A 15256-nucleotide genomic window follows, 5' to 3' on the forward strand; every position below is an offset into this window, starting at 1 on the left:
TGGTTCAGAAGGTCAAGGACAGAACAAGCATGCAGATTCGTCTCGCTAACCCCCGCGGCTTCTGTGCCGGTGTCGACCGCGCGATCGATATCGTCAACCGCGCCCTCGACGTGTTCGGCGCGCCTATCTATGTGCGCCACGAAGTGGTTCACAACAAGTTCGTGGTGGACACACTGCGTGAACGCGGTGCGGTGTTTGTGGACGAGCTGGATGAAGTGCCTGACGATGTCATCGTCATCTTCAGTGCCCACGGCGTCTCCAAGGCGGTACAGCAGGAGGCCGAAAACCGCGGCCTGAAAGTCTTCGATGCTACCTGCCCGCTGGTGACCAAGGTGCATATGGAAGTGAGCAAATTCAGCAGCGATGGCAGTGAGTGCATTCTGATCGGCCATGAAGGTCACCCGGAAGTCGAGGGCACCATGGGCCAGTACGACAGGAGTAATGGTGGCGCCATCTATCTGGTGGAAGACGAACAGGATGTTGCTGAACTGGAAGTGAAAGACCCAGACAACCTGACCTTCGTCACCCAGACAACCCTGTCTGTGGATGATACCTCCCGGGTTATCGACGCCCTACGAGCCAAGTTTCCCAATATCCGCGGCCCGCGCAAGGACGATATATGCTATGCGACGCAGAATCGTCAGGATGCGGTGCGTCAACTCGCGCTGGAGTGTGATCTTGTACTGGTCGTGGGGAGCCCGAACAGCTCCAATTCCAATCGACTACGCGAGTTGGCGGAGCGCTGTGGTACAGACGCTTTCCTCGTCGACGGCCCAGATTGTGTCGACTCATCGTGGCTGGCGGGCAAAAGTGTTGTAGGTATCACCGCAGGAGCATCCGCACCAGAGGTGTTGGTTGAGAGAGTCATCCAGAAGCTGCGGGACCTCGGGGCAAATGTTCCCGATGAAGTGGACGGTATCCCGGAAAACATTAGTTTCAGCTTACCCCGAGAGTTGCGTTGAATTTTTGAGCTCCCGCACAGTGGGAGCTACCCCGCTTTGATCCGCTTGTCGGCCTCCCATTACCGCCTGTCAGGTCCGCGGAGAAGAGTCGACGCCTTCACTTCCTTTCCCTCCTTGAACTGATATAAAGCCATAACATTCGTGTATTGGGCTGAAACTCAGCCCTCCCGTGATTCAGGTTGAACAAACAATGAACAACACTCCAAGTCAGAGGGGCTTTACACTCGTAGAGCTTATGGTCGTGATTAGCGTGCTTGGCATAATCGCGGCTGTAGGGGTGCCCTCCTTCCGCTCATTGATTCAGGACTACCGGATCGTGACCAAAACTGATGACATCAATGCGGTTCTTCAATTCGCGCGCGCCGAAGCGGTACGCTCAAGTGGCGGCGTCGGTGTGAGCGCTGTGGGCGGTGATGTGGGCAACGGGCTCAGAGTTTACGTGGACGACAATGGTAATGACAGTTTCGATAATAGCGACACTGTGTTGCGCGTTTTCGATATCGAGAATGCGAGCCTTGCCGTGACAGCTGATGTTGGTGGTACCGATACTGCCAATCTGCAATTTATGTTTAATGCTCGTGGTGAGTCAGATTTGACTGACAAGCTTACTCTGGGTGTCTGCGACAGTCGTGCTGGCAATCACGGGCGCCAGCTGGAAGTGCTGGTGTCGGGAGCCGTACGCCTTCTTACCAATACCGCCTGTAGTGGCTAGGGGTCAGGGAAATGAAACATAAAGTGAAGCGCGGGATGTTAAAGCAGCAGGGTGCCACCTTGATAGAGGTGCTGATTTCCGTTCTGGTTCTTGCCGTTGGGTTGTTAGGTGTTGCTGCAACGCAGACGCTGAGTTTGAAAAATGGTAATGGGGCCAATCAAAGGTATATGGCTGCATTGGCTGCTCAGGATATCGTCGAGCGCATGCGCGCGAACCCCAGTGGGTTGGAACAGGGGAGTTACGACGGAACGGTAGATGGAAGCGAAACTCGCGGTAATAGCTGTAATTCTGCTTGTACGGTAAATGAATTGGCCAGCCTGGATCTATACGAATGGGGGCAGGTGATTAAATCTAACTTACCCTCGGCGTCTGGCACCATCGGCCGAAATGGTGATGAAGTTACCGTGACACTGTCATGGCAGCAGCAGCACACCGGTGAAAATTACGGTAGCTCTGAAGGTGGAGCGGAAGACACCAGTTTTGTTATGACGGTGGAGCTTTGATATGCGACTGATTGCCCGACAGCGAGGTTTGTCATTAGTGGAGTTGATGGTGGGTATCGTTCTGAGCTCACTTTTGCTGCTCGGTGTGTTACAGGTATTTCAGAGCAACACGAGCACCTCCCGCACTCAGACGGCATTCTCTCGTATACAGGAGAGTGGTCGATTTGCACTGGATATGCTGAGCAAGGAAATTCGTGCTGCCGATTACTGGGGATGCGCACCAGATCGAGACAGCATTGTAAACAACCTCAGTTCGCCGACCGGTTTTTTCGCGGCGATAGGTGCTGATGGAATTCAGGGAATAGACAACGCAGGGGCAGGCCAAAAAGTCGGCAGTATGGATGTGATCGCAGGTAGCGACATTTTGGTTATCGGAAGTTCGGCGGACGCGTGCGCAGGCGTGGGAAGAATGGCCAATGGCGGAAATCAGGTGACTGCTAATTGCCCCATTGCAGCGGGCGATGTCGTCTTGATTTCAAACTGCCGGGTTGGCGATGTGGTCTCAATTACGGGTGTTACAGGTGATATTGGCGCGGGAAACCGGACCTTTGCTCATGGCGCGACGCTACAAGAGGTGTATGGAGCTGAAGCCAAAATTTTAGCGCCATACCAGCGCACGTACTTTATTGCCGAAAGTACTGCGGGAGATAACTCTCTCTTCGTCCGGAATGAGAACGGAAATTCCCAGGAGCTGGTTCCTGGAATTGAAGACATGCAAATTGCGTATGGCCGTGATACCTCCGGTGATGGCGTGGTAGATGTCTGGCAGGGTGCGGATGGCAACCTGGATAATATGGCTGAGGTAACTTCGATTAAATTGCAGTTGCTGGTGACTAGTGACACGGCTGCGGGTGTCGATACGCAAACGATTACTGAGCTTGATGGAACTGAAACGACGTATACGGACGGTCGATTGAGAAAGCTCTATGTTGCCACCGTCAAGGTGCGTAACCGGGGGAGTATGTAATGCAAAAGGTTCACGCCCAAAAAGGGGCGGTTCTCATAGTAAGCCTGATCTTGCTGATGGTTTTGACACTGATAGGCGTTTCCGGAGCGCAGAGCGTGATAATGGGGGAGCGTATGACGTTTGCCTCACGAGACGCTAAAGTCGCCCTGGAAGTCGCCGAATCAATGGCTCGGAGAGGTGAGCTGGTTATTGACGGATTGGCGGATACTAGTGGTTTTGGGACAACCGGCTGGATGCGAACTGCCGGGGATGGACCGGACGATCTTTTTGCCGGCGCGACCTGGACCGATACAAATACCACGGAAATAGACGTAGGTATGACTGATCATCAAGGCAACGCATTGAAAGGGCGTATGTACATTGAAATGTCAGGGTTGGCGTCTGATGACTCGAATGCATCTGATGTAGACCTGAGTACGGGAAACACCGGACAGGATTATGAAGATATTCAAGTATTTAAGATCGTAACCCGAGGCGTAGGTGTTGGTGGCACAGAAAGAATAATTGTGACTTTTTACGGGCGATCTATGTAGGGCGATTTGCCGGCATAGTTTTCGAATAGAGACCGAACAATGAAATGGAATAACAGAATGAAAGCGAGACTATCTTTCTGGACGATATCTTCGTCATTCTTGCTGACGCTAGCAACCAGTGCCTCTGCTGCCCCGGGAAATTTGTCTGATGTACCGCTCTATACCCGAGGCTCTGCAGAGCCAAATATTATGTTTGTTCTCGATTCGTCGGGATCTATGGAAACAATGGTTTTACCACCTTCTGGATACGATGAAGATACAGATTATGCCAGTTGTGCGAGCCCCTTACCTGCGACTTACAGGTACTACGACTACGATAGTGAACGTTGGCGAACTGGGACTTATGAAATTGACTTTCGTGTCGATTCGGATGGTATGAACAAGGGGGAGGTCGAGTTTCGCCTGGATAATGATGGTGAGGGCTGGCGAACCTGGAACTCCAGTAGTAACTGTTTTGACAATGATACTGATTACCGAGCCTGGCTTTACGCTGAAGGTAATGACGGTGACTACTACATGTCAAACTCCGATAGTGGGAACTATCGGAAAAACTCTGTTAGTGGGCATTTGTTGAACTGGTATTTTTCTGAAGAAAGCGGAGGCTCTTATATCGCCGCTGACTTTGTGGATGCAAATGGCGATGCTCGTCGTTCTAAAATTGATATTCGCCGTACTGATATCATGAAAACCGCTGCAGCGGAATTGATTTCTGGCCTGGAGGATGTTCGCGTAGGGCTGATGCAGTTTGATGGCAGTGACGGTGGTAGAGCATTGCAAGGTCTAACGAGTATTGATGACAGCAGCAGGGCGGATTTGTTAAGTATTGTTTCCGGGGTCAGTGCTGGTGGTAATACTCCTTTGGGTGAGACATTCGAGGATGTTGGCCGTTACTTTATTAGTGGCCATGAAACTCAGCAGTTGACGTACGTTGATGACACGGGGACGGAAGTCAGTACTGCAGGACAAAATATATTTGCGAGCTCTCCGGATTGGAATGATGTTGATCCTGAAGTTCCTGTGCCTACAGCTTCAGGTGAGGGCGCGGCAATACAATACTACTGTCAGAAAAGCTTCATGGTTGCACTTACGGATGGTGCTCCAACGAGCGATAGCAGTGTTAGCGATATATTAGATGATTACGACTACGCGTGCAGCGGCCCCAAAGGTTGCACCTCAGGAAACAATGACTCAATGGATGATGTCATCAAGGCGTTGTATGACATAGATTTACGACCTGACCTAAAAGAGCCGGATGGGACCTCAGTAAAAAACAATATCATTAGTTACCTGATTGGATTTGCTAATCAGGGACTCTCCGACAGCAACGTAATGGTGAACGCTGGCCACCATGGTGGTGGCGGAGTTTATTCTGCCGATAATGCTGCCGAACTTAGTGTGACGTTTAATCAAATTATCAGCAAAGTACACGCAATTGTAGGTAGTTCCAGCTCAGTTGCATTTAATTCCACTTCGTTAGAGGCGAACTCTGCGCTGTATGCCGCTAAATTTGACAGTGGTGACTGGAGTGGTGAGTTGTCCGCGCTTTCGATCAATAGTGACGGAAGCATATCATCCACTTCTTCCTGGGAGGCGGGGAGCATCCTGGATCAGGCTGATATTACCCAGCGAGTGGTATTGACCCATAACGGGAGCAGCGGTGTTCCATATACTGAGGCCGGCCTCGATTTCACTGGTGCTGATGGTGGCACGGAGCTGGACCTGAATATCAACACTTCTTCAGGTGTTGCTGTTCAAGATGGTCGTGCTGCAGAGCGAATTGCTTATCAGCGTGGAGATCGAAGTAATGAAGGCAATGCCAGCGACGAGTTCCGTCAACGGGGTAGTCGGCTGGGCGACATTGTTAATTCTACCCCTGTGTATCTCGGTGCTCCCTCATCGAGTTGGGATAGTGCTGAATTTCCTGAGGCGAGCAGTTATGCAGCCTTTAAAAGTAGTAAGGCAAACAGAACCCCTATGGTTTATGTAGGGGCGAATGATGGTTTTCTACACGGATTTAATGCGTCAATGTCAGGAGCGAATGCTGGCAAGGAATTGATCGCGTATGCACCAGCTGCTTTGGCGAGCACTACTGCTGATGAGGGGGTCCACTCCCTGAGCTCGCAAAATTATCTTCACAAGTACTATGTTGATGGTACACCCACCGTTGGTGATGCTTATGTCGGAAGTGCGTGGAAAACCGTTCTTGTGGGCGGGCTCGCCGGAGGCGGCAAGGGGTATTTTGCTCTGGATGTGACAGACCCGGGGAATTTTTCCGAGACAAATGCTGCGTCGTTGGTCCTGTGGGAGTTCTCTGACAATGACAATAGCAACCTCGGGTACTCATTTAGCCGCCCTCAAATTGGTCGTATGTCAAATGGAAAGTGGGCCGCGATTTTCGGTAATGGCTATAACAGTCATACAGGAGATGCTGGCTTGTTTATCGTGTATCTCGACGGAAGCGGGCATGTGTATATCTCTACCGCGACCGGAAGCCAGGGAAATCCTAACGGCTTGTCCACACCGGCAATTGTCGACTCGGATCTCGATGGCACTATCGACCGCATTTACGCGGGTGACCTGCGCGGCAATATGTGGGCCTTTGATGTGGAGAGCACCGGTCAGTGGGCATTGGAAAGTAATGGGGGCTCTCCTGCACCGCTGTTTTCTGCGACGGGAGAACCAATTACAGCGGCTCCCCTCGTTGCACGAAATACAGCCTATGAGAGTGGCCCGGGTCCCAATCTGCTTGTCACATTTGGAACTGGTCAGTATTTAACTGCGACCGATACCGCAGATACTTCTGCAGGTGGCTTTTATGCAGTATCCGATAATGGCGTATACGGACTGGATAAGAGCGATCTGGTTTCCCGATCTATTGGTGAACAAGATGTGCCCCAAGAAGGTGGTGGCACTGTCACTCATCGGACATTGAGCGGTGACGAGTTGAGCTGGACGGAAGATTCCGGATGGTATATTCCTCTCGAGGCTGGAACCTCGCCAGACGGTGGGGAGCGGGTTACTACACGGCCAGATCTGCTTCGCAATGTCCTTTTCTTCAATACGCTGATTCCGACCGGCCAGGTGTGCTCTGCGGGAGGCTACGGTTGGCTGATGTCCGTAGATATTCGTACCGGGTTGCCGCCGACTAAATTCGCTGTGTATGATGCAAATGGCGATGGGGTGATTGATAGTGCCGATATGGATTACGTAGGTGAGCTGGTTGATGAAGGGATTCCAAACAAGCCAGGATTTCTGGGGGCAAAGAGACAGTATACGTCGACCAGTGCGGGCACAATTAACGACCGGGATGTTAACGTTGGCGGTGGGGCGCGCGAAGGGCGACTGTCCTGGGAAGAGATTACTCCTGAATAAACCGGTAATACCGAACAAATGTTCTTGGTTAAATAATTTTGAGTAGCACTATGAATCAACAGCGCGGCTTTTCACTTATCGAGCTAATGATTGCTGTGGCGATAATCGCCATTATTGCCGGTATCGCGATGCCTTCATATCAGGAGTATGTGAAGAACTCTCGGCGTGCAGATGCACAGGGAGCATTAATGGGGTTGGCCCAGGCAATGGAGCAACATTTTACTCAGAATGGCAGTTACAATGGCTCTGAAGCAAGTAACGTGCCTCTGATTTTTGCGACTGAAGCGCCGCTCGACGGCGGCACCAAATACTACAATTTGCGAATTACCCTGAGTAATGGTGGCAGTAGCTACGAGTTGCAGGCTCAGGCCAAAGGCGCACAAGCAGATAATGGTAATCTGCTGTTGCGCTCCAATGGCGAGAAAGGTTGGGACAGGGGGCGGGACGGTTTCGGCGCAGGTGATATGTGCTGGGATAAAACCTGCAGCTAAGTAAATAAACTGGCAGCCTAAGAGATGCTGGCTCAAGTGCCACAGCTGAGGTTTTTCCCGCTACCGGTTTCTGCGACGCCATCGCCGTCCTTATCTTTTCCAAGATATGGGCGGCCAATTGTGTTCAGTATTATTATCCAGCCGTCTTTTGCGTATCCACTGGGAGGGCAATATGAAAAATTTCCGCTTTGCGCTGGTGTTGTCCCGTTGGGGCGGAACATAATATAGCCCTTATTGTTGAATGCATTCCAACTTAAAGCCCCCCCGGACTCTGCTCCCGAAAACAGTTTTTCGACCTGCTCTCCTGAGTCTTTATCTCCATCTCCATCGAGATCCGCAAAAAGTATAGCGCCCGCTGACCAGTCGCCACCGCAGTTGGTGTTGTCGCTACTCGGGCAAAGTGTGTATTTTTCCTGTCTGTTGTAAGCTTTGCTTCGCATCAGGATTAGCAGGTTGAACAGTTCCCTGGCTTTCATGTGCGTTCGATAGCGATCGACCAGATCGCCCATAGCGGGCAACGCGATTGTTGCGATGATCGAAAGAATTGCGAGAGTGACGACAAGCTCTATTAGTGTCGTGCCATGGTGCCGTTGCATCAGCAGCATCCTCATCCTTGAGTGTGCATAGCAGCATACCAAGGCCCAAGAAAATGCCAATCACAGGCTATTACAGTACGGGCGTGCTAACTTAGTCGTCCAGATTGAGCTTTTTCAATCGGTACCTCAATGAGCGAAAGCTTATTCCAAGCTTTTCCGCCGCGGCAGTCTTGTTCCAGCGAGTTTCATTTAGCGCGGCTTCTATCGCGTCTCGCTCAATTACTTCCAGAAAATCATCCAGTGTCTCGAAACCTGCGGCGGTAAATTGCCCCGGATAAACTGATCGGGGGTGTTCTGCTGGCTCGCTGGTTTCCGGGGATCGGTCTTCGGCCTCCGGCACCGGAGGTTCATCCGTAAGATCGAGATCTTCAGCTCGAATGGTATTGGACTCGCACCGTGCAAGTGCTCTCTCTAGTACATTTTCCAATTCCCGCAGGTTGCCGGGAAATGAGTGCGCCTGCAGGGCCTGGGTAGCGTCCTGGCCTGCTCGGGGAGGGCTGCCTGGGGTGCTCTCTGTTAGCCTGCGGAGCAGGAAGCGCGTCAACAGCGGGATGTCTTCCTGCCTTTCTCGCAGGGCGGGGGCAATCACCTCGATGACGTTAATGCGGAAATACAGGTCGCTGCGGAATTCACCGCGACGGGTTTCACTGGCAAGGTTTTTCCGGCTGCTGCTGATCACACGGATATCGAGGGATTGAGATACCTCACCGCCAATAGGCTGGAACCGCTTTTCCTCTATGACTTGCAGAAGTTTGACCTGAATTTCTTTGGGAAGCGCGGTGATTTCGTCAAGAAACAGGGTTCCGCCATTGGCAGACTGCAGTAGTCCCTGTACTTCTTTGCCGGCAGTCTGATTTCCGAACAGCAGTTGCTCAAAAAATTCGGCAGGGATACTCGAGCAGTGCAGGGGCACAAATGGGCTTTCCGCACGTGGCCCCAGATCGTGAATACAGCGCGCCGCCAGTTCCTTCCCTGCACCTGGCTCGCCCGTCAAGTGCACCGGCGCGTCGCTGCGCGCTGCTTTGCTCAGTGCGTCGCGTAGCGCCTGAATAGCAGATGACTGTCCTTGCAGTAATGGTGGAAACTCCTGCGCCTTGAGAAATCGGTCTTCACCCAAACGCAGTGCGAGTTGCACCAGTGTACGCAAGCGCTCAAGGTTTACCGGCTTACTGACAAAATCAAAGGCTCCGAGCTTCAGTGCTGAAATTGCAGTGTCCATATTGCCGTGCGCGGTAATGACGGCAACAGGAATCGCCTGGTCGAATGGGCGGTCCTGGATGGTTTCTACCAGGTCCAGTCCATCCCCGTCGGGGAGGCGCATGTCAGTCAGGCAGAAATCGTACTGTTTTTCCTGCAGGCGGCGGCGGGCTTCTGTCACTGACATGGCAATATCCGCGCGAACGCTCATGCGCTGCAGGGTCATGGAAATCAGTTCGCAGATGTCTGGTTCGTCGTCCACAACCAGGGCGATGGGTTGACGGTCGCTCATATTCTTCAGCGTTATTATTGATCGACAATCAGAAGCTCGTTAGAAAATCTGTTCGGCGTTGGCGAACTCTATTCGGAAACAACTGCGCATTTTTTGGTCTTTGCAGTAATAAAGATTCGCTCTGGTAGATTCGCATAATTCCCGGGCAATATACAGTCCCAAACCGGCACCGGTGGCTTCGGTTGTGAAAAAAGGCTCAAAGATTTTGTCTTTGTGGTCTTCATCCACCCCGGTGCCTATATCTACAAAATCGAGCTGGGCACGCTCGCGCTCCGGGTGTAACCGAATGATCACTTCCGCATAGTAGTGGCCGGTTGCATCGTGGGAGTGTCGCACAGCGTTGTTACATAAATTTGTCGCGACCTGTGCCATTTGATGCGGGTCGAATCGCGCATAGATGGGAGTTTCCGGGCACCGTACGATGACTTTGTATCTGGTGTCTGTTTCCCGCTGGTAGTCGCCCAAAAATTGCTTGGTCCAATGGCAAAGATCGAGAAGTTGTGTCCGTGCAGGCTGTCGCCGAGACAGTTGCATCACGTTCTCAATGATCTGGTTTACGCGCTGGCTATGCCGACCTATGATTTCGGTGAGTTTCCGGTCTTCCTCGGAGATGGTGCTGGATTCCCCGAGCAGTTCTGCCGCGTGATTGATCGCGCTGAGCGGGTTGCGCACTTCATGGGCGATGGACCCGGTGAGGCGGCCCAGTGAGGCGAGTTTTAGCTGCTGAGCCTGTTGGGTCAGCTTGCGATGGTCTTCGAGAAACACGAGGCTGCTATCACTTGCCTCATTACCCAAGGCCGTGACGCTCGCGCGGATTTCGCTGTGCTCGCCACCCTGAAAAATGCCGCTTGAAGTTTCCGACTGCTGCCTGAGTTCTGTCAGGTTCCGGTGCAATTCTTCACTGAGAGTTCTTCCTTCGAATTCCTGTGGCCCGAGAAGTTGCCGGGCGGCGCGGTTGATCAGCTCTACTTCCCCTTCGCCGTTCAACACCATCACACCGGTGCGCATCTGCGCCACAATTTGCTGGGTCAGTCTCTGTAGCCGTGCTGCCTGCCGGCGTTCTTTCTCAGCTTTTTCGTTCGCGAGTCGAATATGTGTCGATAGGTACTGGAGGGCGGTTACACAGGTAAACAGCAGAATGCCAAGACTGCCAGCCGAGACAATATCCTGGGTATCAGCCTGCCCATATAAAATGCCAATCAATTGCTGGGCGATGACCGCGATACTGGTGATTGCTGCGAGGAACGCGCCCATGCGTCGGTCGAGGAGCAAGGAACCTACGGCACACGTGGTCAGTAGCAGGTAGCCGACGCCAGAGTCGAGACCGCCACTTGCCTGGATAAGCAGCAGGAAGGCGGTGATGTCGCAACCCAGAATACTGCCGATGCGCAGAGGCGTGGTGCGAAAGCCGCTGGGGTAAAGAAACATCAGCCAGGCAACATTGAGTACCGCATAGGTTATCGCGGTATTCAGGTAAAGCGCGGGAAGCAGTGTGCCAACCGCGCCGCGGCTGAGGCCTGAGGCGAATAGTCCGAGCAGGACTAGCCCAATGACCACCCGGTACCAGGCGTATATTTTAAGGAGATCTCGTTGCCGTAAATTCCACTGGAACCCGGCAGCCGGTCGCTGGGTTTCGGTGTGGGTCGTTGAATGGTCACTTGTTGGTGCGGTGAGTGGCTGACTGCTCACTTTTTATTCTCATCGTGTGCGAAGTTTCGGCGTCAGGGGCCCCAGGCCCCTGCAGATATTGTGCGCTCAGGCTGCGCGGCTACAATAGCCGCCTCAGTTTAACGGGGTTATGAGATGTCTACTTTGCAGCTAGTGCTGGCGCAAATCAATCTGCTGGTGGGGGATATTCCCGGCAATACCGACCAGGTAGTCGAGGTCGCCCGCCGCGCGCACCGAGAGCACGGCGCGGATCTGGTGCTTTTTCCGGAGCTGACTCTGTGTGGTTATCCGCCGGAAGATCTCTTGTTGCGCCCAAGCATGCAGAAACGTATCGACGATGCGCTGAATAAGTTGCTGAAGGCCGAATTACCCTGTGCGGTACTGATTGGCTACCCGCGAGTGGTGGCCGGTGCGGTACTGAATATGGCCGGGCTGATTCAGGACGGCGAACTGGTCGCTGAGTACGCCAAGCAGAAGCTGCCTAATTACCAGGTGTTCGACGAGCTGCGCTACTTCATTCCCGGCGATCAGCCCTGTGTGGTCGACATTAAGGGCGTGCCCACGGCCATCAGTATTTGTGAAGATATCTGGCACCCGGAGCCGGTGGCTCAGGCGGAGCGCGCCGGGGCGAAGCTGATGCTGAATATCAATGCCTCGCCTTTCCATCGCGGAAAGGCCCAGGAGCGCCTGGCGCTGCTGGGGCGGCAGGCCCAGGCGGGAAAGATGCCGATCGTCTATGTCAATTCTGTGGGCGGGCAGGACGAGCTTGTGTTTGACGGCGGCTCCTTTGCGGTGGACAAGGACGGCAGCCTGCGCGGCCGCGCTCCGGAGTTCGTCGAGAGCCTGCTACCGGTCACTGTACAGGCCGATGGTGAGGAAGTAAGCGTCGCTGCGGGCAATGATGCCAAGCCACTGGAAGATCTGGCGTCGGTATACCAGGCGCTGGTGCTCGGCGTGCGGGATTACGTGAACAAGAACGGCTTTAAAGGCGTGGTGCTGGGGCTGTCCGGCGGTATTGATTCCGCCCTGACCCTGGCGATCGCGGTGGACGCCCTCGGCCCGGATCGCGTGGAAGCGGTGATGATGCCGTTCCGCTATACCTCGGATTTGTCCAAGAACGATGCGGCGGACCAGGCGAAGCGCCTCGGTATTCACTACCGGGTGATCGGCATCGAGGGCATCTTCGATGCCGCTATGGGCGCCCTGGCCCAAGAGTTTGAGGGTAGCGAGCGGGATACCACCGAGGAAAACCTGCAGGCTCGCGCCCGCGGTATGCTGCTGATGGCCATCTCCAACAAAAAGGGCTACATGGTCCTGACCACCGGAAACAAGAGTGAGATGGCCGTGGGCTATGCCACCCTTTACGGCGATATGGTGGGTGGCTACAACGCCCTGAAGGATGTGCCCAAGATCCTGGTGTACGCGCTGTCCCGCTACCGCAATACGGTGTCCCAAGTCATCCCGGAAACGGTGATCACCCGTGAACCCAGCGCGGAACTGGCGCCGGATCAGGTGGATTCCGACAGCCTGCCTCCCTACGAGGTTCTCGATGAGATTTTGCGGCTGTATATCGACCTCGACCACAGCGCCGCGGCCATTATCGCCAAGGGCTTTGACGAGGAGACGGTAATGCGGGTGGTGCGTCTGGTAGACCGCAATGAGTACAAGCGCCGCCAGGCGGCAGTTGGGGTGCGGGTTTCCGAGCGTGGTTTCGGTCGCGACCGGCGTTACCCGATCACCAATGGCTGGAAGGCTGGGGAATAAACTCCGCCTGTATACGGCACAAAAAAGCCCCCGGTACCTTGGGTAACGGGGGCTTTTTTTATTTGGCTGCTGTAACCGGATCAGTTCAGCTCGGGAGGCAGCGGCGCCTGCTCCGGCCGGAACTCGGCATTGTACAGCTCGCGGCTGTCAAACCCGCGGGGGTCCGATTTCTCGAACAGCCCCAGGGTGAGGCGATGGGCAATATTGCGGCCCTTGGCACCAGCGTAGTACTTGTAGTTGAAGGAGCCGTCCTCCCGGAACGCCGGATGATCCGGGTAGTTGGTGCGCAGTACCGCCAGGGAACTGGCTTCCAGCTGCGGCATTTCCAACAGGTGGTAGGACTGCACCATCACCGCCAGGGCGTCCGGCACCGCCGGGGTCTGCTGAAAATTCTCGACAACATAGCGGCCGCGGTTGGCGGAGGCCAGGTAGGCATTGCGCTTGAAGTAGTAGTTGGCCACGTGAATTTCGTAGCGCGCCAGCAGGTTGCGCAGGTGGATCATGCGCTTCTGCGCGTCCGGCGCATAGCGGCTCTCGGGATAGCGCGCCATCAGCTGGGCGAAATAGGCGAAGGATTCCCGTGCGGAGCCCGGGTCACGACGGGTCATGTCGGTGGGCAGGAAACGCTCAAACAGGCCGCTGCCTTCGGTGAAGGAGGCCAGGCCCTTCATATAATAGGCGTAGTCCACATTGCGATGCTGCGGGTGCAGGCGGATAAAACGGTCCGCAGCGGAGATGGCCGCATCGTTCTGGTAGTCGCGATAGTAGGCGTAGATCAGCTCCAGCTGCGCCTGTTCGGCGTAGTTGCCGAAGGGGAAGTTGTCTTCCAGTGCACGCAGGTTCTTGATCGCCAGTTCCCACTGGCTGGACTTCAGCTGCCGCTGAGCGGCCTCATAAAAGGCCTGTTCGGTACGGTTACCGGTGGGCAGGCCCTCTTCTTCCTCGTCCGTACTGGCACAGGAGGCTACCAAAACAGCCAAAAATGCGACACACAGGGTTTTCCAGGACTGTCTATTCCAAGACCGCATTGCCCCTCGCTCTATCATTATTCGTCTCAACCTTATTAAACTAGCCGCCCAAAATTCACCGGGGGCCGAAGGGCAGCTATTTAACCACAGCGCCCCGCCAGCCCAAAGTACAAGCAACCTGCTGGCAACCACATTTATTGCGTTACAGGACACTAGACCCTCTCGGATGAGCAATCAAATACAACTCGAAATTGAAGTGCCCGCGGAGTACGCCGGGCAGAGGTTTGACCAGATCGCAGCGGATTTGATCCCTGATTATTCCCGAGCGCGCCTGCAAACCTGGATAAAAGGTGGCCAACTTACCGTAGATGGCCGTACCGGCAAGCCTAAAGATAAGCTGTTTGGCGGAGAACTGCTGGCTCTGAGTGCGGAATTAGAGGCTCAGGGGGAGTGGTTGGCGCAGGAAATGCCCCTGGATATCGTTTATGAGGACGATGCCATTCTTGTGATCAACAAGCCCGCCGGGCTGGTGGTACATCCGGCCGCCGGCAATCCGGACGGGACCCTGCTGAACGGCCTGCTGGCCCACTGCGCGGGCCAGCAGAATATTCCCCGCGCTGGTATCGTGCATCGACTGGACAAGGATACCAGTGGCCTGATGGTGGTTGCCAAGACCCTGCCGGCGCAGACGGATCTGGTGGATCAGCTCAAGGAACGCAGCGTCAGCCGCCTCTACGACGCTGTGGTGCAGGGCACGCTGAGTGGTGGGGGTACCGTGGATGCACCCATGGGCCGTCACAAAACCCATCGCCTGAAAATGGCGGTATTGCAGATCGCAGGAATGGGGGGCGCCAAGGAAGCGATTACTCACTATCGCTTACAAGAGCGGTTCCGCGCGCATACCCTGGTGCGCTGCCAGCTGGAAACCGGTCGCACCCACCAGATCCGCGTGCATATGGCGCATATCCGCCATCCGCTGATTGGCGATCCGCTCTACGGCGGGCGCAGCAAGCTGCCCGCTGGCGCCAGTCAGGAGTTGATCCATGCACTGCAGCAGTTCCCGCGGCAGGCTTTGCACGCTGCAGAGTTAGCGCTTATTCACCCGGAAACTGGCGAGCCAATGCACTGGCAGGCACCAATGCCGGAAGATATGCTGCAACTGCTCGAATTGTTGCGCGCGGACAATTTCTGATCCGCGGGCGCGTTGTCCCCGGTTTAACCTCACAGGACC

General features: G+C 54.4%; 13 protein-coding genes and 1 pseudogene. 10 read left to right on the plus strand and 4 right to left on the minus strand.

Annotated elements, in window-relative coordinates; all coding sequences use genetic code 11:
* The first annotated feature begins 29 nt into the window (after positions 1–29).
* The 8 genes and pseudogenes from ispH to ACXAG1_RS16075 all read left to right on the plus strand — a co-directional run bounded on the left by ispH (position 30) and on the right by ACXAG1_RS16075 (position 7540).
* Positions 30–962, plus strand: a complete 933-nt coding sequence (gene ispH, locus ACXAG1_RS16040; protein ID WP_475090609.1) for a 4-hydroxy-3-methylbut-2-enyl diphosphate reductase — start codon at positions 30–32, stop codon at positions 960–962.
* 190 nt (positions 963–1152) lie between these two features.
* Positions 1153–1233, plus strand: a pseudogene (locus ACXAG1_RS16045) (prepilin-type N-terminal cleavage/methylation domain-containing protein); the annotation flags it as partial.
* Positions 1234–1278: 45 nt separating this feature from the next.
* On the plus strand, positions 1279–1674 hold the full coding sequence (locus ACXAG1_RS16050; RefSeq protein WP_475093892.1) for a GspH/FimT family protein: 396 nt from the start codon (positions 1279–1281) through the stop codon (positions 1672–1674).
* An 11-nt stretch (positions 1675–1685) separates the two neighbouring features.
* A complete protein-coding gene (gene pilV, locus ACXAG1_RS16055; RefSeq protein ID WP_475090608.1) occupies positions 1686–2177 on the plus strand; it encodes a type IV pilus modification protein PilV in 492 nt (163 codons plus the stop codon).
* Between the two features lies 1 nt (position 2178).
* On the plus strand, positions 2179–3144 hold the full coding sequence (locus tag ACXAG1_RS16060; RefSeq protein WP_475090607.1) for a PilW family protein: 966 nt from the start codon (positions 2179–2181) through the stop codon (positions 3142–3144).
* Positions 3144–3677 carry a pilus assembly PilX family protein gene (locus ACXAG1_RS16065; protein WP_475090606.1) on the plus strand — a complete coding sequence of 178 codons (534 nt, stop codon included), beginning with the start codon at positions 3144–3146 and terminating at the stop codon, positions 3675–3677. The genes ACXAG1_RS16060 and ACXAG1_RS16065 overlap by 1 nt, the downstream gene beginning before the upstream one ends.
* Before the next feature lie 57 nt (positions 3678–3734).
* Positions 3735–7049, plus strand: a complete 3315-nt coding sequence (locus tag ACXAG1_RS16070) for a pilus assembly protein (RefSeq protein WP_475120241.1) — start codon at positions 3735–3737, stop codon at positions 7047–7049.
* Positions 7050–7099: 50 nt separating this feature from the next.
* Positions 7100–7540: a type IV pilin protein gene (locus tag ACXAG1_RS16075; protein WP_475120242.1), complete on the plus strand. Its 441-nt coding sequence runs from the start codon at positions 7100–7102 to the stop codon at positions 7538–7540.
* 32 nt (positions 7541–7572) lie between these two features.
* Here ACXAG1_RS16075 and ACXAG1_RS16080 read toward each other — a convergent pair whose 3' ends face one another.
* The 3 genes from ACXAG1_RS16080 to ACXAG1_RS16090 form a co-directional block, all read right to left on the minus strand.
* On the minus strand, positions 7573–8145 hold the full coding sequence (locus ACXAG1_RS16080) for a GspH/FimT family pseudopilin (protein WP_475120243.1): 573 nt from the start codon (positions 8143–8145) through the stop codon (positions 7573–7575).
* Positions 8146–8227: 82 nt separating this feature from the next.
* Positions 8228–9625 carry a sigma-54-dependent transcriptional regulator gene (locus tag ACXAG1_RS16085; protein WP_475120244.1) on the minus strand — a complete coding sequence of 466 codons (1398 nt, stop codon included), beginning with the start codon at positions 9623–9625 and terminating at the stop codon, positions 8228–8230.
* Positions 9626–9664: 39 nt separating this feature from the next.
* The gene (locus tag ACXAG1_RS16090) at positions 9665–11314 is read right to left on the minus strand and encodes an ATP-binding protein (RefSeq protein WP_475120245.1); all 1650 of its coding nucleotides are present in this window, start codon (positions 11312–11314) and stop codon (positions 9665–9667) included.
* Positions 11315–11428: 114 nt separating this feature from the next.
* Here ACXAG1_RS16090 and ACXAG1_RS16095 point away from each other — a divergent pair, with 114 nt between their 5' ends.
* Entirely contained in the window at positions 11429–13057 is a 1629-nt protein-coding gene (locus ACXAG1_RS16095) for an NAD+ synthase (RefSeq protein WP_475090599.1), read from the plus strand.
* Between the two features lie 80 nt (positions 13058–13137).
* Here ACXAG1_RS16095 and ACXAG1_RS16100 read toward each other — a convergent pair whose 3' ends face one another.
* Positions 13138–14085, minus strand: a complete 948-nt coding sequence (locus ACXAG1_RS16100) for an outer membrane protein assembly factor BamD (RefSeq protein ID WP_051687413.1) — start codon at positions 14083–14085, stop codon at positions 13138–13140.
* A gap of 166 nt (positions 14086–14251) precedes the next feature.
* Here ACXAG1_RS16100 and rluD point away from each other — a divergent pair, with 166 nt between their 5' ends.
* Complete coding sequence (gene rluD, locus ACXAG1_RS16105) at positions 14252–15217, plus strand: 23S rRNA pseudouridine(1911/1915/1917) synthase RluD (protein ID WP_475120246.1); 966 nt, start codon at positions 14252–14254, stop codon at positions 15215–15217.
* Positions 15218–15256 lie beyond the last annotated feature (39 nt).

The sequence above is a fragment of the Microbulbifer sp. ABE4_465 genome (assembly GCF_056160765.1).